We start from the raw sequence: 19394 nt of genomic DNA, 5'->3' as shown, positions 1-19394 counted from the left end.
TCCTGTCAAAGCGGGAGGTTGAACAGGTCATAGGGTGGGTGCGTCAACCATTGCTGGCGCAGGGCCGGGTCTGCGTCGATCAGGGCCAGGCGCCGCCAGAACTCTGCACGGGCTTGCCGTGGGCGGGACACGAACGGTTCAAGTTCAAGCAAGGGCCTGAGGTCGCGCCGATACTGCAGCGGCAATCGCTGCCACAGGGCCATTTCGGCCGGGCCGGTCTGTTCGAAGAATTCCAGGTAGTCGCCTTCGCACACCAGCAGGTCCACCTGGTGCATCGCGTTGTAGGCCTCGATCTGCGCAAGCACTGGTGAACCCAGCCATTCGCTTTCCAGGCGCAGGGCGTTTGCGACTGGCCGTGGTACGTTGAAACCGTCAGGCAGCCGCAGCAGCTGGTTGTCGCCAATGTCCAGGATGATGGGCTCGATCATCTGGTCCAGGCCTTGCGGCAATTCGCTGAGCGCACAGTCGTTCAGGAACAGTGTCCTCAGGTACCCCAGCCCGCGCAGGTCCGGGGCCTCTAGCAGCGGGTTGCCCGAAAGGTCCAGTACGTTGAGCCCGGAGCAGCGGTTCAGTGCCTGCTGGGCCTGGGTACTCCAGGTGATGCGGTTGCCTTCCAGGTCCAGCCAGGCGAGCTGCTCAGGGCGGCCCAGGTGGGGCACGGTGTCGAACCGACAGTCGGTCAGCAGCAGGCGATTGAGGTTGGGGAAGCGTTCGTGGAATTCGGCCGGCAACTGGCTGAGCGAACGGTTGTAGCTGAGCGACAGGTGCTGCACATGGGTGAAGTCGTCCGGCAAGGCCAGGCTGGCCAGGGCCTGGTTGTCCAGGTCCAGGCCGGAAAGGTCCAGGCTGTGCAGGCGGCCACCCCCTTCAAGCGCTATTGTCGATAGCCGTCGCCAGGCGTTGAGGATGGGGCGGATGGCCAGGTGTCGCTGGTGAGGGCGCTGGGGATCGGGCCGCGCCCATTCATGCAGGTCGCGGCGCAAAGTTTCCAGACGCTGCTGCAGGTCATGCAGGCGCTGTGTGGGTGAGCGAATGTCATCGACGTACAGGTTGTCCTCGTCGTTGCCTAGCCAGTTTTCGAATTCCCAGTCGGTGGCGTCAGGGAACAAGCGGCGATAAGCCCCGGCCAGGGAGCTTGCCAGGCGCGGCTGAGGCGGTTCGGGGTCAAGCGGCCGACCGCCGCGCAAGCTGCCCATGGGCTTGCGCAACAGCGCGCGGTGCCCCCAGAGCCGTTGGGCGAGTGCATCCCTGTGCTGGTCGACCCAACCCAGTACGCGCTGGCGTAGCGAGCTGCCATCGGCCGTCGTGATGCCCAGCGTATCGCGATGCGGGCGCGGCAGTGCCTGCTCGATGGCGCGGCAGAGGTCTGGATCAAGCGGTGCAGGTGCAGGGCGCTCGCCCCGGTCGACCTCATAGCCTTCGACCGATTTGATCACGCGGCGCAGGGTGCCGGCCTGTTCGCGGCCGACATGCTCCAGCAAAGGGCCTATGGGACTTGCACCGTGCAGCTCCAGGCGCAGGTCCGCGGGCCAGTCGGGCATGGCATCCAGGGCGCTGAACAGCAAGCGTTCGCTGTCGCTGCTGGCCCGGGCTGGCTGAAGCACACCTTCCAGTGCACGTACCAGCGGCAGCTCGCTGTGCACCTGCTCCAGCAACTGGCGAACCTGTGTGGGCAACTGACTGTGCTCTTGCCAGGCGAACGTTTCGGCCTCGCTCAGCGGCGCCAGCAAGCGTCTGGCCAAGGCAGGGGACAGCCGCGCATAGGCGTCGAGCAGCTTCTGCGTTGCCGGGGTGGCGGGCGCGCTGCCATTGTAGAGCCGCTCGAACAGGCCTGGCGGGGCTTTGTCGGCCAACGCCTCTACCTCGGCCTGTGCCGTCATGCGTTGCAGGGTATCGAGCAACAGCGGGGGCGTTGGTTGGCCTTCCAGGTGCACCCGGCGCAAGCGCGCGGAGTCGATGCCGCAGAGGCGCCCTGCCTTGGCCAGCTGTTCTGGTGTGAACGCGGCATACGCCTCGCCAAGACGGCGCGCCAGCTTCGCGAATGGCCACTGGCCGGGCTGTTCATGCTGGCCGCGCCAGGCACCTTGGGCATTGTGCGCTAGCGGTGGCTGCCAGGCATCGGGCGTGTCGGGGTGAATGGCCCGCCATTGCTGCAAGTTGTGGTCAAAGCGTTGTTCGAAGAGCTGGCCGTCCATGCGGATGAAATACCGGCCCTGGTACAGGTACTGGCCAAGTGCATTGGGCTGTAGGCTGTGCGGTAGTGTCACGGCACTGCGGTAGGGGGTGAGGTCTTCATTCCAGAGCCGGTAGCGCCCGTCGCTGCCGCGTACCTGCTGCAGGCTTTCCATCAACGGGCTGTTGAACAGCTTGGGTACCACCTTGCCCGCCGCCACGAAGCCGCCGATCAGGGCCAGGTTCAGGCCAACCGCCTCCAGGTGGCGCAGCGTCAGGTGACGGTCGCCTTCATGCCAGGCCTGGTAGCCTTCGAAGGCCTCGCCGAGCAGTTGGCAGGCCGTGACGGCCAGCATCAGGGTGCCTGCACCTGGAATGAAGAACGCGGCAATATTCAGTGCATCCAGGCCAAGGTTTTCCCACTCATCCAGGCGCCTGGCCCGCGCGTTGGCATCGGCCATCGCGGTGGGGACCGCCAGCAGGCTGGCTTCGTGCTTGAGGCGGGCCAGGTGCAGGTCCTGGTAATGGCCGAAAGGCTCGGCTGTGATAGCCACGCGTGTGGGACGCAGGTCCGCTTGCGCTGCGCGCTGCCAAGGGCGGTCATAGGCAGTATTGCCTGTGACGTCGAGGTTCTGCTGCAACAGGTCCAGAAAGTGCGTGCGCTGGTCCTGCCTGATGTAGGCCGTGAAGGCTTGGCGGGCATCGGGCTCCAGCAGCAAGGTCGCCAGCGTGTCGTGTACCGCGTCCAGGTTGCTGCATTGGCGCAGGGCCGGGTCATGGCCGGGCAGATACAGCGCCAGCCCCGCACCGCCGGCATCGATCAGCATGACCTCGTGCAGGGGCGTGCCGAACAGCGCCAGTTGCCAGCACTGTACGGTGCCCCCCCGCAACAGCCGTTCGATCTGGTCAAGGGTGCTGCCATCAAGCAGGTGCCGCATATAGGCAAGGTCGGCCGCCAGGCGCAGGCGGTCTTTCTGCACCCTGATGGCCAAGCCCCGTGTGGCGGGTTGGGCGAGGTGCTGTTCCAGGTGGGCCTGGTAAGCCTTGCCCAGGTCCAGGTCACGGCACAGGGTGGCGAAAGCGGCCGGTTCGAGTGGCAGCCGTTCCACCTGGTAGTGCTCCGACTGCAATGGAAAGTGTGCGATGGGCACTTGCATGCCAACAGGGACGGCGCCTTGTATCTGAATCGGCGTGACGTGAATGTTATCGCCCAGGGCAATGGCACTTTCAGCTGTGAACACCTCGTCGCTGGCGAAGTTCTGCAGCGCGGCCTGCAGCAGGTTGTTGCGTCGATGGCTTGATAGATAGCGCAGGGCGGCCCAGTGCCAGCTACGCTTGACCCGCAATAGCTGGCTATTGCGCAACTGCGCGTGAAAGCCGTGTTCGGCAAGACGCCGTTGCAGCAATGGTTCTGCGAACTCTGTGATTTGTTGCAGGCCTTTGAGTGAGTTGGCCAAGGCTGCTTGCGCCTGCATCAGGCGCGCCTGGCTGGCGCACGCTGCTTCACGTAGGTCGGGGGCAGCATTGGCGAACCAGTCCTGCCTCTTCCACGGGGCGACCTGGGTTTGCTTCAACGCGGCCCACTGATTGGGCGTTACCTGGCGAGCCCAGTGCGGCAGCTGCGCCTGAAGTAGGGGTTGATGGGGGTTGATGGCTGGCATGTCGACGCTCCTTTCAGGCAAAGGGGGCATCAAACGTCAATTCCAGACAGGCGAGTGGTAATGGGATAACGCGGCTTGGATCTATCGATGGAAATTCGCTGTCTGAATCGGTCATTCATGCAGGGAATTTGACGTCATGAAACTTTACATGGCGTGAGGAAGCTTTAAGGAAATGCAATCAAAGTGCCACTTGATAAAGTGTTTGGGCGCACCTTAAATTGTTAGTTGACATGGGGGCTTCTGGATAATTTCAGAATATCAACATGATACGTGCTTTTTACTGAGTTGCTGTCCTTTTCCGATTGACCATGCTGTGTCTCAAAGGACGTCGAAGAAGAAATGAAAGCGACCTTGACGGCAGCGGCGAGGAGACTCGTCTCGCCCTCCATACGCTACGAAATCAGACACCTGGCCAGCAAGGTGTCAGAAGTGATGGCGCGTGCCTGTTTCTGGCGCTGGGAAGTCGCCAGGTTCAGGTTGCAGCAGGAAAGCCCCTACGAAATCATCTATATAGGCCGGAAGCAGCAACGGGAAATGGCCAAGTTGCTGATTGCCGGCAAGGGTTCGGGCAATGCTGCAATTGTTGACAGCGCAAGCGCGACGGTAGCAGCCAACCACGTGGTGGTGGTCAGTGAAATGCCGACGTCGGGGGCATTGTCGGTACCGCATTACCTGAGCGCCGTGGTGCCGCTGGGGCGCTCGCTGGAGGATATAACCGCGCGCTACGACAGCGAGTTGCGGCGCAGCATCCGCAAGAACCGGCCGCTGTACCAGATGCGCCAGGCCCGCTCGGATGACGAGATCGCCATGGCCGACCGCAACCTGCTGCGCCCTTATGCCAGCGCCAGGCAAGGTATCCATGCCGCGCAGTTTCCCACTGAAGAAGTGTTCCGCATTGCCAGGGGCGTCGGTCGGCTCGACTTGATCACCTTGGGCGATGAAGTGATTGGCTGCCACCTGGGCTGTGAAGTGGTGCGTGGTGGCAAGCGTTATTGGAGCACCCTGCGTTTCGGCTATTGCGAGGCGGTGTTCACCGATGCGCGGAAGTTGCGCGAGGTAAATTCGATCACCACCTTCATGGCCCTGGAGTGGGCACTGGAGCAGGGCTTCGACTATTACGATATCGGCCTTTGCCTGGCGCGCCCGGATGACGGTTTGTTGAAGTGGAAGCGCCGCCGCGGTGGCGATATCGACTCGCTGGGTAACCATGCCTACCTGTTTGTCCGCTTGCCCAGAACCGGCACGGCGAAGTTCCTCTGGGACACTCCGATGTTCGCGGTCGAAGACGACAAGCTCACGCTGCACCTGGGGTTGCCCGAGGGCGCGAGTGACGAGGAAGTTGCCAGCCGCTACCAGGAAATGGTGTTTGGCGGCCTGCACAAGATCTACTTCTATGGGGGCAACGGTACGGGCGAAACGTTCGTGGAAAGCCTGCGTCACCGTTACGCCAACCTGCCGTCACCACCCACCATGGAAAGGGTCATGTGCAGCTGAGCGGTTGCCAGGATGCGTTGATCTGGCGCCTTGCGCCAGGCTTTTGACCTTGTGATCAAGGGAGGACGCTTCATGGGAAGCGACATCTCGAAGTTCAGTGCATCGCCTGCGGCCAGGCAGCACACCTGGACCCTGGCCGCCTACCGCTACATGGCGCGCAAACGGCTAGGCAGGAACAGCGGCATCGACCTCAAGAGCGTGGCGGACAAAAGTTGGGACATTGCCCCGGGGGAAGTCACGGTTTCGCCCCCGGCCGTTTTCCTGCCAGGCCAGCTGGAGCGAGTAACGGGGTGGGAAGGCAAGCGTTTCTATCCCTACGTGCACCCTGCGCGCACCATGGAAGGCGGCATCAGCACGCTGCAAGGGCCAACCCGGGGCTACCTGATCAAGGAGGTATGGCTGGTCGACGGGGCGTTGTACAAGGGCAAGGCCAGCCATTGGCTGTCGTTGAAGCCGGGCCCCTTTCCGAGCATCGTCGTGGAAAATGAAATCGACCGCGCGGCCATCTATTGCACGCAAAACGGCAACACGTGGTTCGGTACCTGGCTGATGGAGGATTGTCCGACCTATGCGCTGGCCTGTAACGAAGGCATACCGGTAACCACCGCGCCCTCGGCCAGATTCCCGCTGTTTGCCCAGGCCCCGGCCTATGAAGACTGGCTGGAAATGAACCCGCTGCGCCTGCGCAGTGCGTTTTTCCGTGAGCTGGTGCTGTTCGATGACCAGGCCAACAACCGCAGCCGGCATGCCCGCTACCGGGCCATGGGCGACAAGTTGTTGTCGCATGTGCCGCATGCGCCACACCCGGGGGTGTTCCTGCTGCGTGGTGGAGATGGTGACCTGCGCCTGCTGCGCAATGAGCTGGCGCTGGCGGAGCATTTGCGCGCCACCCGCGGTTTTCGCATCGTCAACCCGCTGAAGTCCGATGTGCCGAGTATCGTCGCGGCCTGCGCCGGGGCGAGGGTGGTAATCGGTGTGGAGGGTAGCCAGCTGGTGCATGGGGTCAACGTACTGCAGGCCGGTGGTTGCCTGCTGACGTTGCAGCCGCCCAATCGGTTTGTCAGCTACTACAAGTACCTGACGGACCGAGACCACCAGCATTTCGGCTTTGTAGTCGGGATACCGGACGGCGATGGTTTCACGATCGATGTCGGCGAAGTTGAGCGGACGCTAGACCTGTTTCCGCGATAGGCGTGTAGTATTCAGGCGCATGGCAGCGGCGAGCGGGGTGAGGGATGATCGAGGTATCACGGTTCTGGCGCGACCCGGCGTTGCCCTTTGTCGAGGCCCGGCGGGTAGGGGACGGGCGCCAGGTGTGCTACGCCGCGCATTCCCATGAGAGCTTTTCCATCGGAGTGATAACGGGTGGGCGCAGCTCCTATCTGTACGGTGACCAGTGCATAGAGGTGGCTGCTGGTACCACGGTGCTGATGAACCCAGGTGTGGTGCATGCCTGCAACCCCATCGACGGGGAACACTGGTCCTACCTGATGATGTTCGTCGATATGCCTTGGTTGCAGGCGCTGGGGTTCACCTTGCCGGCCCGGCCCTGGAGTAGCTCGCCGGTGTTGTACCGGAGCCTGTTGCAGGCCTTTGCCGACCTGTTCGACGCCGGCGTGCCAGACCGGGAAGGGCGCCTGGCGGCGCTGTTTGGCGCACTTCCAGGTTTGCTTGGCGGCGATGCCAGCGTCAACGACGAGGGCAACCCACGACTGGACACGGCGGCAGCGTTCATTCGCGCCCATCGTGGCGACCCGCTGAGCCTGGACGACATCTGCGCGGCGTGCGGCCTGTCGCGTTCCTACCTGATTCGCGCGTTCCGCCAACGCTTCGGCCTGACGCCGCATGGTTACCTGCTCGACCAGCGCGTGCAGCTGGCCAGGGCGCAATTGCGTCAGGGCCGGGCTATTGCCGAGGTTGCACAGGAGGCCGGGTTTGCCGACCAGGCGCACCTGCAGCGGGCCTTCAAGCAGCACCTGGCGGCGACACCGGGCCATTACCGCAATGCATTCGGCTGAATTGCCATTTTTGGCGGTGGTGGCCCTATCGCCGGCAACCCAGCTCCCACAGGTACTTCGCAGGCCTTGAGGGCAGCGATAGGGTCGGTGCAGCCAGGCTCAAATGACCAGATAGACCGCACTGCCCACGAGCAGCAGCGCCAAGCCCCGATTCAGCAGGCGCATGTGCCGTGGGTTGCCCAGATACTGGCGAACCACGCTCCCGGCCCACGCCCAGCTGGCCACTGAAATGAAGCAGATCGGCCCGTAGATCCAGGCAAACAGCCACAGCAGCTGCTGCTCACCGCCGGTATAGGCACCAACCCCGGCCACCGCTGCCAGCCATGCCTTGGGATTGAGCCATTGCATCGCCGCGCCGTGCCAGGCCGAGGGAGCCTGGGTGGGATGGGCACTGCCCAGTTGCCCATCGTCGCTGGCCAGCTTCCATGCCATGTACAGCAGGAACGCCACGCCGCCCCAGTGCAAAATCAGGCCCAGCAAAGGCCAGCGCAGCAACAATTGATGCAGGCCCAGCCCGACCAGCACCAGCAGCAGGCAGAAGCCCAGCGTGGCGCCAGCCACATGTGCCAGGCTGGCACGCAGGCCATGGCGGGCACCGCTGCCCAGCGCAACGATGTTGACCGGGCCGGGGGAGATCGAGGCCGCAAGTGCGAAAGCGGCCATGGACAGGGACAGGCTCATGAGGGGGATCCGTTTGGTTGAGGTGGGCCTTCATGCTCGGGCATTGACAGCCTGCGGTATTGAAGAAAAGTACCTCACGCACGGCCAGCGCATTTTTGTGTAGGAGCGGCCTTGTGTCGCGATCGGGCCGCAGAGCGGCCCCAGCTGTTGATGCAGCGCTCCTGAAACCTGGGGGGCGCTGTGCGGCCCGTTCGCGACACAAGGCCGCTCCTACAAGGTTGTTACAGGTTTTGTAATAGTTTTGCGCTATTACGGAAAGCTGCTGAGCTTGTAGGATCATTTTCCCAATTTGCTAACAAGGTCTATATGAGCACCTTCGCGGAGCCCCCCAGTCCCCGGTCTTCCCGGCCTTCTTTCATCCGTCCTCGTGACGCTGCCCTCGTGAGTACCCGCTAATGGAATGGCTAGCCGACCCCACGGCCTGGCTGGGCCTGTTGACGCTTATCGTCCTCGAGCTGGTGCTGGGTATCGACAACCTGGTGTTCATCGCCATCCTCGCCGACAAACTGCCGCCGCATCAGCGCGACCGCGCACGGGTCATTGGCCTGAGCCTGGCGTTGATCATGCGCCTTGGCCTGTTGGCCAGTATCTCGTGGATGGTCACCCTGACCGCGCCGTTGTTCGAGGTGTTCGAAAAGAGCTTCTCGGGCCGCGACCTGATCATGCTGTTCGGTGGCGTGTTCCTGCTGTTCAAGGCCACCATGGAGCTGCACGAACGCCTGGAAGGCCACGTGGCCCAGGCCAGCGGCACGGTACGCCACGCTGCGTTCTGGCCGATCGTCGCGCAGATCGTGGTGCTTGATGCGGTGTTCTCGCTGGACGCGGTGATCACCGCGGTGGGCATGGTCGAGCAGTTGTCGGTGATGATGATCGCGGTGATCTTCTCGATCGGCATCATGATCGTTGCCAGCAAGCCGCTGACCCGCTTCGTCAACGCCCACCCCACGGTGATCATGCTGTGCCTGGGCTTCCTGATGATGATCGGCTTCAGCCTCACCGCCGAAGGCCTGGGCTTCCATATCCCCAAAGGCTACCTGTACGCGGCCATCGGCTTCTCGATCCTGATCGAGCTGTTCAACCAGCTGGCCCGTGCCCGCCGCAAGCGCAGCCTGCAGCAGCACCGGCCGCTGCGTGAGCGCACCGCGCATGCCGTGCTGCGCCTGCTGGGTGGCCGCCGGGTCGAGGCTGACGAGGTGGGCGAGGAAATCGCTGACCTGGTCGAAGGCGGTGAGGAGCAGGTGCTGTTCGACCGCCGTGAACGGGTGATGATCAGTGGCGTGCTGAACCTGGCCGAGCGGCCTATCCGCACGGTGATGACCGCCCGCGCCGAGGTCGATGTGATCGACCTGGCGCAGCCGGCCGACGCCATTGCCCAAGCCCTGGCCAATTCGCCGTACTCGCGCCTGCCGCTGATCCGCGATGGCCGCGTGGACGAGCCACTGGGCTTCGTGCACAAGAAGGAACTGCTCAAGGAGCTGCTGTCGGGCAACCAGCCCGATCTGGAAGGCATGGCCCGAGTACCGCTGAACCTGCTGGAGAGCTTCAGCATCCTCAATGCCCTGGAGCAGATGCGAGGCCAGTCGACGCACATTGCTTTCGTCGTCAACGAGTTCGGTGACTTTACCGGCCTGCTGACCATGACCGATATCCTGGAGTCGATTGCCGGCGAGTTGCCGGATGCCAGCGAGGTCGAAGGCCCGGGCATCGTTCAGGAAGGTGAAGGCTTTGTGGTCAGCGGCGCGTTGAACCTGAGCCAGGTGCAGGCACGTACCGGCTTCTGCGCCCGCGCCACCGAGGACTACCAGACCCTCGCGGGCCTGGTAATGAGCCTGCTCGACCGCCTGCCTATGGTTGGTGACCGCCTGGCCTGGAATGGCTGGACGCTGACCGTGGAGGCGGTCGAGGAGCGGCGGGTGCGTCAGGTTCGGCTTACACCGAACGGCGACGTTGACGCAGCAGGTGCTTGAAACCCTCGATCACCAGTACCAGCACCGCGGCCCAGATCGGAAGGTAGGTCAGCCACTGATCCGGGCCGATGGTTTCGCCCAGCAACAGCGCAACGCCTACCAGCAGCACTGGCTCGACGTAGCTGAGCAGGCCGAACAGGCTGAAAGGCAGCAGGCGGCTGGCCAGCACGTAGGCGATCAGGGCCGAGGCGCTGATCGCCCCGAGGATCGGGATCAACGCATACAGCCCAGGGTGTGCCTGCAGATCCGCAGGGGAAAGCGGGCCCTGGATCACGAAATACAGCGCCCATGGCAACAGCAGGCACATGTCGCACCACAGGCCGCCCAAATGGTCGGTGCGGCAGCGCCTGCGCAACACGAAATAGATCGGGTAGCCGATCGTCACCACCAGGGTTTCCCAGGCGAAACTGCCATGCTGATACAGCTCGTGGCCCACGCCCAGAGCAGCGCAGGCCACGGCCACCTTCTGCAGGCGTGACAGGCGCTCGCCATACACCAGCCGCCCGGTCAGGACCATGGCCAGCGGCAGCAGGAAATAGCCCATCGACACTTCAAGGCTGCGCCCGTGCAGGGGCGCCCAGAGGAACAGCCACAGCTGCACGCCCATCAGCCACGATGTGCCGACCATGCCCAGCAACAGCAGCGGCGTATGTTTTACCCGGGCGAGCAGTTCGCCCACCCGTTTCCAGTCTTTCGAGACAAGCATGAACAGGGTCAGGCAGGGCAGCGTCAACAGGGTGCGCCAGCCAAAGATCTCCTCGCCATCGAGCGGCGTGAGCAGAGAGGTATAGAAGTACATCACGGCGAACAGACAGGACGCCATGACCGACGAAAGAATGCCTTTTGACACGAATGCCTCGAATAGGGAATTGAGCAGGTGGATCAGCCGCGCATGATCTCAGGGGGCGCGGCTTGCGGCAACCGCGACGCAGCCGGGCGTGCGGCCAGCGCTTCGAGGAACTGGGCAGCCGGCATGGGCCTGGCGAACAGGTAGCCCTGCTGGAAGTCCACCTCATGACGGGCCAGGTAGTCGCGCTGGGCTTCTGTTTCCACGCCCTCGGCAACGATGCCCAGGCCCAGCTTGGCCGATAGCTCGATGATGGTCTCGAGGATGTGCACCGACAGCGCATCGCCACCGATCATGGCGACGAAGCTCTGGTCGATCTTCAGGTAATCGACCTTGAACTGGCGCAGGTAGTTGAGGCTTGACTGGCCGGTGCCGAAGTCGTCCAGGGCGATCTTCACACCCATGGCGTCGAGCTTCTCGAACAGTTCCAGGGCCACCGGCGTGGGCTCGATCAGCTTGCGCTCGGTCAGCTCCAGGGTCAGCACCACCCGGCCTGGCGGGAAGTGCTGGAGGAAGGTTCGGCAATCGTCCAGCAGGCTGAAGTCGCGGCAGTGGTCGGCGGTGATATTGACGCCGATATGGAAACCGTCCTCCAGCAGCCCGGCAAAGGGTGCCAGGCTCTGCGCGGTGTGCATCATCAGCGCACGGGTCATGGCGACGATCTGCCCGCTGTGTTCGGCGTAGGGGATGAACAGGTCGGGGCGCACCAGGCCTTCGCGCGGGTGGTTCCAGCGCATCAGCACTTCGGCGCCGGCCCAGCGGTAGTCGCCCTTGCGCACTACCGGCTGGAAGTACGGCAGGAACTCGTCGGCCTCCAGGGCCCGGCGCAGTTCGGCACGGGGCGAGGTGGCGCGGCGAACCTGCCAGCGGCACACCAGGCCGGCCACCGCGCCCAGTATCAGCAGCAGACCGAACAGGGCGGGATAGTGGCTGCGCCACAGCTGGCCCTGCTTGTCGGCGCCGTAGCCGCCATGCACGCTGAACGGGTAACGGGTCGAGCCCAGCTGCACATTCGCGCTGGCCGCGGCAGGGGGCACGCCCTTGTGCACGATGCCATCCTTGCCCAGCCAGGCATCGCCCACGCGGATCTGCAGCTCTTCATCGGGGCCGATCAGGCGCAGCGCCGTCAGCAGGTGTTCGCCATCGACCGTACTGATCGCGCCGCGGTCGCCATCGCTGGCCCGATACACCAGCAGCGGGTGGCCCGGTGTGACCGAGTTGCCGTCCATCAGCCACAGCTTGCCGTCGATGTAGTCGCCGGGGTTGACCGGCTCGTCGAATGCGCCGAACAGCGAGGTGCAATAAAGGGCGTTGTGCCGGAACAGGTTGGTCGAGCGTACGAAGGCGTTGCGCGTGACCTGGGCGCGCAGCATGAGCTGGACCTCGTCGCACGGGCTGTCGACAAGCGGCAGCAGAGCATGGGCAGCGCTGGACAGATTGTCGAGAATGCGCTCGACGTGCTCCACCACCTGGCGGGTGGTAGCCTGGCTGCTGGCGTGCATTTCACGCTCGATCTGCCAGTTCATCACGGCCAGGCCGCATGCCACGGGCAGCACGCCGACGACCCAGGGCAACAGGGTGCGCCAGCCGAGGCCGGCGCGGCGTTTGACGGTAAGGGGCATGCTGACCTGATCTGTATAAAGGATTACGAGAGGATAGCCGCTTGTCGGAACCGGTGAGCAACTAAAGGGCGACAAACCATTTTACGCAATGTAGAATCCATTTACGAATACAACAATAAGGTCCTTCGATGCCGAAGGATCAAGCCCGCCGAGAATGGGTCCATATGACATACCATGGGTTCAAGCTGATAATAGGTGATTTCCTCGCCCGCAGCGTGCGGGGTATCCCGTGCTCCCCGCCGTTTCCGTTCCACATCCCACGCAATCAATAATCTTTCGCTGCAGATGAGGACACGAACATGGCTGATATCTTCGACAATCCGATGGGCCTGATGGGCTTTGAATTCATCGAACTGGCTTCGCCGACCCCTGGCGTACTCGAGCCGGTATTCCAGATGCTGGGCTTCACCAAGGTCGCTACCCACCGTTCCAAGGATGTGCACCTGTATCGCCAGGGTGACATCAACCTGATCCTGAACAACGAACCCAAGAGCATCGCCTCGTACTTCGCTGCCGAACACGGCCCGTCGGTATGCGGCATGGCGTTCCGCGTGCGCAATGCCCATGAGGCCTATGCCCGCGCCCTGGAACTGGGCGCCCAGCCGGTGGAAATCGAAACCGGCCCGATGGAACTGCGCCTGCCGGCGATCAAGGGCATCGGCGGTGCGCCGCTGTACCTGATCGACCGTTTCGAGGAAGGCAGCTCGATCTACGATATCGACTTCAAGTTCATCGAGGGTGTGGACCGCAACCCGGTGGGTGCCGGCCTGAAGATCATCGACCACCTCACCCACAACGTTTATCGCGGGCGCATGTCGTACTGGGCCGGCTTCTACGAGAAGCTGTTCAACTTCCGCGAAATCCGCTATTTCGACATCAAGGGTGAGTACACCGGCCTGACTTCGCGTGCCATGACCGCACCGGATGGCATGATCCGCATCCCGCTGAACGAAGAATCGTCCAAGGGCTCCGGGCAGATCGAAGAGTTCCTGATGCAGTTCAACGGCGAAGGCATCCAGCACGTCGCCTTCCTGACCGATGACCTGCTCAAGACCTGGGACGCCCTCAAGGGCTTCGGCATGCGCTTCATGACTGCACCGCCGCAAACCTACTACGAGATGCTCGAAGAGCGCCTGCCAGGTCATGGCGAGCCGGTCGACCAGTTGAAAGCACGCGGTATCCTCCTCGATGGTGCCTCCCAGCCTGACGACAAGCGCCTGCTGCTGCAGATCTTTTCCGAGACCCTGCTCGGCCCGGTGTTCTTCGAGTTCATCCAGCGCAAGGGGGATGACGGCTTTGGCGAAGGCAACTTCAAGGCCCTGTTCGAATCCATCGAGCGCGACCAGGTACGTCGTGGTGTGCTGAGCACCGAGTAACCCCAGGGTACCGCCGTCACGATTCGATGGCGGCGGTATCAACCCTTCTTCTTGCCCGAAATGGTCAGGCCCAGGTACATGATGAACATGCTGGCGACCCCGACCAATACCAGCGAGGGCAGTACCTGATGCAGGGATAGGCGAAACTCCTGGGTGGCGTACCCTTTGGGGTAACCGCCGATCACCACGTAACCATATTTCTGGGAAACCGATCGCTCGGTGAATTCGGCCTGGGAGGGGCGTTGTGCGTCGCGGCTGTCTCCCTCGCTCCAGATATACAGGTCGCTGAATTCCAGAAGCAGTGTCAGGCCGTCCTGGAAAGCACGCAGTTCGTCACGCAGCTGCCGACCGTACGCTGTTGCGATTATCCCAGGGTCGCTGTTCGGTCTCTGGACTTTGATGATCGCCGCGTTAGGCGACGATGGAGCGTCGAATGCCAGCTCTGTCTGCCGTCCGGACAGGGCAAAAGCCGAGTTGTACGCCAAAGGGTCCATGTCCGTCGCACAATACGCTTGTTGGTCGCGGGTGAGTATCAGTGAGCGAAGGTGCGGGCTGTTGGCGACTCTCTGCTCCAGCGTACCAAGCACTTCGTCACAGGGCTTGCCTGCCAATGGCAGGATCAGGTCCAGATCGCCTTCCATGCGGCCCAGTGCCTGGTCGATGCTGAAAATCGCCTCTTGAACAGAAACCTTGGCATTCTCCTCAAGTTTTCTATCCAGTTGATAGTTCATCATCAGTAACCCGGACAGTACCGGTATTGCGCCGATGGACAATATCAACAGTAACTTCCGCCAGTTGATGCCGAGACTCGGTATTGCTGCCATAGGACCGCCGCTCCGTTGAACCTTGCTGTTCGGGTTGAACAGGTCAACGCTGATCCTATGTGCTTGATGATGCTCCGGCTGTAGGCCAAAAGTGTTGCGGTTTTACAGAAAAGCAGAACCTCGTTGTCAGCCTCGCTTCAGCCTGGCGAGCACTTTTTCGGCCAACTGGGCCGTGGAGGCCGGGTTCTGCCCGGTGATCAGCCGATCATCGGCCACCACGAACGGCTGCCACGGGTCTTCATGCTTGCTGTAGGTACCACCGCGGGCACCCAGCTCGGTTTCCGTCAGGAAGGGGACCACCTTGTCCAGTTCGACGAGTTTCTCCTCGGTATTGGAGAAGCCGGTCACCTGACGGTCCTTGAGCAACAGGCTGTTGTCGCTGAGCTTGATGTTCAGCAGGCCGACAACGCCATGGCAAACCGCCGCGACAATGCCCTTGTGCTCGTACACCCGGCGGGCCAGCTCTTGCAGCGGCTGGTTGTCAGGAAAGTCATACATCACTCCGTGCCCGCCGGTGTAGTAGATGACGCTGTACTCTTCTGCCTTCACCTGGCCAGGGCTCAAGGTGTTGCCCAGGCGGGTCATGAAGCGCTTGTCGTCATACCACAGCCAGTCCAGGTCGGGCGCCATCTGCAAGCTATGCGGGTCGACAGGGACGTAGCCGCCCAGCGGGCTGACATAATCGACCTCGTAACCGGCTTTTTCGACTTTTTCGACAAAGTGCACCGCTTCCCCCAGCCACAAGCCGGTCGCCCGCTTGAGGGTCGGATACTTGGCTGTATTGGTCAGCACCACCAGCATTTTCTTGCTCATGACCACGCTCCCGTCGGCAACCTGAATGGGCCGTTGCTCCCCCGGCCCGAGGGAAAACCTAATGAGCATAGCTCTCAGGTGCCGGTACGCCATATTGCGTGGCGTGTGTTGTGCTAACGTGAACCACATTCACGCAGCGCCCGTACTTTTTCTGAATCATGCTGGAGTCACGACAGTGGTCACAAATGGTACGCCGCGCGAGCCTGCGTCGATGGTCATCCTGAAGCCGTCTGTGCTGGCACCGGTCGACCTCATGGGCGAACGGATTGCACGGTTCGACTGGGGGCGAACACCGCTCGGGCCGCTGCCGCGCTGGCCGGCTTCGTTGCGCATTGCCGTCGACATGATGCAATTGTCACCGTTCCCGTGTGCCGTGGTCTGGGGACCAGACCTCAGCGTGGTCCACAATGAAGGCTATCGGGCATTGCGGCGGGTTGCCCCGGATGCATTGGGCATGTCCTTCGATGCGCTGTGGAGCGATGAGTGGCCGGCGATGGGACCGTGGGTGTTCAAGGCGCTCGAGGGGCGCTCGAGCTTTGTCGAGGACCCACCACTGCGTATTGGCTGCGGCCAAGGCGGGGAGCCGTTGTGGTGTGCGTTCGGTTACACACCGTTGCACGATGAACTGGGCAACGTGGCAGGGTTTCTGCACGCGGTGATCGAAACCACGGCCAGCGTCGAGGCGCATCGCCACTGGCGGGAGCAGGCGCAAGAATTCCAGCGGCAGGTCGAGCGACACCTGGTGGAGCGCGAGCAGTTCTGGCAGCTGTCGCGTGATGCGATGATGACCGTCACTCCCGAGCTGAAGGTGTGTGCCGCCAACCCCGCCTGGTATCGCATCCTGGGCTGGTCTGAAGAGCAGGTACTGGGCACTCCGGTGCTGGACCTGGTACATCCGGCAGATCGCGCTGAGGTAGAGGTGGCTGTTTCCGGGTGCCTGCAGTACCAGGATACCGAGCAGATAGAGACGCGCCTGCGCCACCGCGATGGCCATTACCACTGTTTTCGCTGGAGTGCACGGTTCGATGGCAGCCTGCTGACTGCCGTTGGCCGGGATATCACCGGGGAACGTGAGGAGGCTGCTCGTCAATCCGAAACGCTGATGCGCAACAACGAGCGTCTGGAGGTGGTTGGGCAGTTGGCCGGGGGCATGGGCCATGAATTGAACAACTTGTTGTCCGGCATCGGTGGCAGCCTCGAACTGCTTCAGCGGCGCCTGCAGGAAGGACGGCTGGAGCGGGTGGAGGCGTATGTCGAGGTCGCGCGAGATTCGGTGCAGCGTGCCATGGAGCTGACCCATCGCCTGCTGGCGTTTTCCCGTCATCAACCTTTGGCGCCCAGGCCGCTGGACTTCAACCGGCAATTGCGCTTGAGCGAACCACTGCTGCGGAGCACGCTGGGCGCCGAGATGCGCTTGCACTGGCAGCTGGATGTCACGCCGTGGGCGGTGAACCTTGATGTTTCCCAGCTGGAAAATGCCTTGATCAATCTTTGCACCAACGCCCGCGAAGCATGCCTTGATCGCGGCAATGTCACGCTGCGCAGCATCAACCAGCGGCTGACAAGGTGTTTCCCGGATGAGAGCGGCCTGCCACCAGGCGACTACGTTGCGTTGTATGTGGAGGATGATGGCCATGGCATGCCGGCCGTGGACATTGCCAGGGCCTTTGAACCGTTCTTCACCACCAAGCCGGTCGGGCGTGGCTCAGGCCTTGGTTTGTCGATGGTGTATGGGTTTGTCGGCCAGTCGGGGGGCTACGCCTGGATCGAGTCGGCGCCGAACCAGGGCACCAAGGTCTGCATGCTTTTTCCAAGGTGGCATGACCCGGTACCCGAGGCGCCTGCGGTTGTGCAACGGACGCAGCGCATGGCCGGGAGGCAGCGCCTGTTGCTGGTCGATGACGAGCTCGGTTTGCGTGCTGTGATGTGCGAGTACCTGACCGAACGTGGTTTCGAAGTCATTGATGTGGGCGACGCCAATAGCGCACTGGAGCGCTTCCGCCATGACGGCCCGTTCGACCTGGTGATCACCGACATTGGCTTGCCGGGTGGTTTCAGTGGCCGCCAGGTGGCCAAGGCCATGCGCATGCAGCTGCCGTTGCAGAAGATCCTTTTCATTACCGGCTATGCGGGGCAGCCGATCGAAGCGCAGTTGCTCGAGCAGCCGGGCACGGCATTGATGAACAAGCCGTTCCCGCTGGCGGACCTGGTGGATGAGGCGCTACGCATGCTCGAGGAGTGAAGCGGTTCAGGGCTTGCCCAGTATCTGGGTCACCTGGGCCTGCAGCTGCTTCAGCTCGAAGGGCTTGCTGATCAGGTGCATCCCCGCCTCCAGGAAGCCCTCGCGGGCCATGGCGGTTTCTGCATAGCCGGTGATGAACAGTACTGGCAAGCGTGGGCGCAGGTTGCGGGCAATCTCGGCCAACTGGCGGCCATTCATGCCGGGCAAGCCGACATCGCTGATCAGCAGATCCACCGGTTGTGTCGAACGCAGTACCTTAAGGCCCTCATTGGCGTCGGCGGCACTGTGGCAGGCGAAGCCATCCTCGCGCAGGGCCTGGCAGAGCAATTGGCGTACATGGGGGTCGTCCTCGACTACCAGCACGTGATGGCCCTGGTAACCTCGCACGGGTTGTACGGGTTTGACAGGTGCCTGGCCCTGGTCGACATGGCGCGGCAGATAAAGGTCCACCCGGGTCCCTTGGCCGATCTGGCTGTGCAGGGTGACATGTCCGTGGGATTGCTTGCTGAAGCCGTAAACCATCGACAGGCCAAGGCCGATGCCCTGGCCGATCGCCTTGGTGCTGAAGAACGGCTCGAAGGCATGCTCCAGCGTGCTTTGCGCCATGCCCTGGCCGTCATCGATGACTCGCAGGCGTACATAGTCGCCGGCGCACAGGGCACCGCCAGCGAATTGCCCGGCGCCGATGTGCTGGTTACTTGCCTCGATGCGCAGCTGGCCGCCATTGGGCATGGCTTCGCAGGCATTGAGCAACAGGTTATCGAGGGCCTCCTGTAACTGTTGGTCATCGGCTTCGACCGACCACAGGTTCTTGGCGATTTGCACCTGCAGGGTCACGGTCGGGGTCACGCAAGCCTTCAGGCGTTTTGCCTGGAGCAGGTCGTGCAGGCCGACCTGCTGGGTGTGCAGCGATTGCCGAGAAGAGAAGGCCAGCAGGCGGTGGGTCAGGCGCGCGGCGCGTGACACTGCCTCGCGGCCCATGCGCAGCACGTTGTCCAGGCCATCGCTGCGACCCTGTCGCAAGCGCCGGTCAATCAGCTCGAAGCTGCCACCAATGCTGGTGAGCAGGTTGTTGAAGTCGTGGGCGACCCCCCCAGCCAGTTGGCCGATGGCCTCCATCTTGCGCGTTTGGTGGCGTGCAAACTCGCTGCGTTGCTGGTCTTCGCCGGGAGGTGCGGCCTTGGCGTCAAGGCGTTGCTGCAGGTCTTGCAACTGGTCGCGTGCCAGATACTGCCGACGCCGGTTGCGCAGGGCGGACTGGGTCATGCGCAGCAGCTGGGCGTTTTCGAATGGTGCGACCAGCAGGACCAGGTTGCCCACCGGGAGGTTGGTCGAGCCCTTGGCCGCTTGGCTCCCTTGACCGAGCAGCACGATGGGCAGGTCCGACCAGCACGGTTGCTGGTCGATGAATTCTTGCAGCAATGCACTTGGGCCCTGTTTGAACGCTTGCTCGGCAATGATCGCCAGGCCTGCGCCTTCGGCCAGGCAGGCTTGCAGGTTGGCCAGGTCGACCGCGCACAGGCTGTCGATGCCCGCAGAAGCGAGCAGGCGAGCAGTATCTGCGGCTATTGGCGGGGGCGCCAGGATCAATGCACGTTCGTCCAGCGCCAACGAACTGGCCACTACACACTCTCCTGAAGGGTGGTCCGATATCCACTGGACCCTGGGCACAGCCCC

13 protein-coding genes are annotated in these 19394 nt (G+C 62.7%); 6 read left to right on the top strand and 7 right to left on the bottom strand.

The genetic code is table 11. The features are described 5' to 3' along the window. Positions 1-5: 5 nt before the first annotated feature. Entirely contained in the window at positions 6-3833 is a 3828-nt protein-coding gene (locus QN085_RS14115; protein ID WP_285686853.1) for a leucine-rich repeat domain-containing protein, read from the bottom strand. 339 nt (positions 3834-4172) lie between these two features. On the opposite strand from QN085_RS14115, the gene QN085_RS14110 reads away from it, so the two are divergent. From QN085_RS14110 to QN085_RS14100, 3 genes are all read left to right on the top strand, one after another. Beyond that, the gene (locus QN085_RS14110) at positions 4173-5327 is read left to right on the top strand and encodes a GNAT family N-acetyltransferase (RefSeq protein ID WP_024087205.1); all 1155 of its coding nucleotides are present in this window, start codon (positions 4173-4175) and stop codon (positions 5325-5327) included. Between the two features lie 72 nt (positions 5328-5399). Further along, a complete protein-coding gene (locus QN085_RS14105) occupies positions 5400-6518 on the top strand; it encodes a glycosyltransferase family 61 protein (protein WP_024087204.1) in 1119 nt (372 codons plus the stop codon). Between the two features lie 44 nt (positions 6519-6562). Next, entirely contained in the window at positions 6563-7345 is a 783-nt protein-coding gene (locus QN085_RS14100) for an AraC family transcriptional regulator (RefSeq protein ID WP_013972825.1), read from the top strand. 99 nt (positions 7346-7444) lie between these two features. Here the strand turns inward: QN085_RS14100 and QN085_RS14095 are convergent, their stop codons facing one another. Beyond that, the gene (locus QN085_RS14095) at positions 7445-8026 is read right to left on the bottom strand and encodes a LysE family translocator (protein ID WP_013972824.1); all 582 of its coding nucleotides are present in this window, start codon (positions 8024-8026) and stop codon (positions 7445-7447) included. A 395-nt stretch (positions 8027-8421) separates the two neighbouring features. Here QN085_RS14095 and QN085_RS14090 point away from each other — a divergent pair, with 395 nt between their 5' ends. Further along, positions 8422-9993 (top strand): TerC family protein, encoded by a 1572-nt coding sequence (locus tag QN085_RS14090; protein WP_013972823.1) that lies wholly within the window; start codon positions 8422-8424, stop codon positions 9991-9993. On the opposite strand, the gene rarD is transcribed toward QN085_RS14090, so the two are convergent. Together rarD and QN085_RS14080 are read right to left on the bottom strand one after the other, a co-directional pair. Continuing rightward, positions 9956-10843, bottom strand: coding sequence for an EamA family transporter RarD (gene rarD, locus QN085_RS14085; RefSeq protein WP_013972822.1), 888 nt, complete (start codon positions 10841-10843; stop codon positions 9956-9958). The genes QN085_RS14090 and rarD overlap by 38 nt on opposite strands. Positions 10844-10875: 32 nt before the next feature. Further along, positions 10876-12462 carry an EAL domain-containing protein gene (locus QN085_RS14080; protein ID WP_013972821.1) on the bottom strand — a complete coding sequence of 529 codons (1587 nt, stop codon included), beginning with the start codon at positions 12460-12462 and terminating at the stop codon, positions 10876-10878. Between the two features lie 299 nt (positions 12463-12761). On the opposite strand from QN085_RS14080, the gene hppD reads away from it, so the two are divergent. Further along, positions 12762-13838, top strand: a complete 1077-nt coding sequence (gene hppD, locus QN085_RS14075) for a 4-hydroxyphenylpyruvate dioxygenase (RefSeq protein WP_013972820.1) — start codon at positions 12762-12764, stop codon at positions 13836-13838. A 38-nt stretch (positions 13839-13876) separates the two neighbouring features. Here hppD and QN085_RS14070 read toward each other — a convergent pair whose 3' ends face one another. Both QN085_RS14070 and QN085_RS14065 read right to left on the bottom strand, forming a co-directional pair. Next, the gene (locus QN085_RS14070; RefSeq protein ID WP_023663070.1) at positions 13877-14662 is read right to left on the bottom strand and encodes a CSS-motif domain-containing protein; all 786 of its coding nucleotides are present in this window, start codon (positions 14660-14662) and stop codon (positions 13877-13879) included. A 126-nt stretch (positions 14663-14788) separates the two neighbouring features. Further along, positions 14789-15475, bottom strand: coding sequence for a type 1 glutamine amidotransferase domain-containing protein (locus tag QN085_RS14065; protein ID WP_015270546.1), 687 nt, complete (start codon positions 15473-15475; stop codon positions 14789-14791). Positions 15476-15686: 211 nt separating this feature from the next. Between QN085_RS14065 and QN085_RS14060 the strand changes: the two genes are divergently transcribed. Continuing rightward, a complete protein-coding gene (locus QN085_RS14060; RefSeq protein ID WP_013972817.1) occupies positions 15687-17717 on the top strand; it encodes a hybrid sensor histidine kinase/response regulator in 2031 nt (676 codons plus the stop codon). 6 nt (positions 17718-17723) lie between these two features. On the opposite strand, the gene QN085_RS14055 is transcribed toward QN085_RS14060, so the two are convergent. Beyond that, entirely contained in the window at positions 17724-19340 is a 1617-nt protein-coding gene (locus tag QN085_RS14055) for a response regulator (protein ID WP_013972816.1), read from the bottom strand. Positions 19341-19394: the final 54 nt, after the last annotated feature.

The sequence above is a fragment of the Pseudomonas sp. M2(2023) genome, assembly GCF_030263955.1.
Taxonomy (GTDB): domain Bacteria; phylum Pseudomonadota; class Gammaproteobacteria; order Pseudomonadales; family Pseudomonadaceae; genus Aquipseudomonas; species Aquipseudomonas asiatica.
Note: the sequence above shows the minus strand (reverse complement) of the source record. Positions and strands in the feature narration are given on the sequence as shown.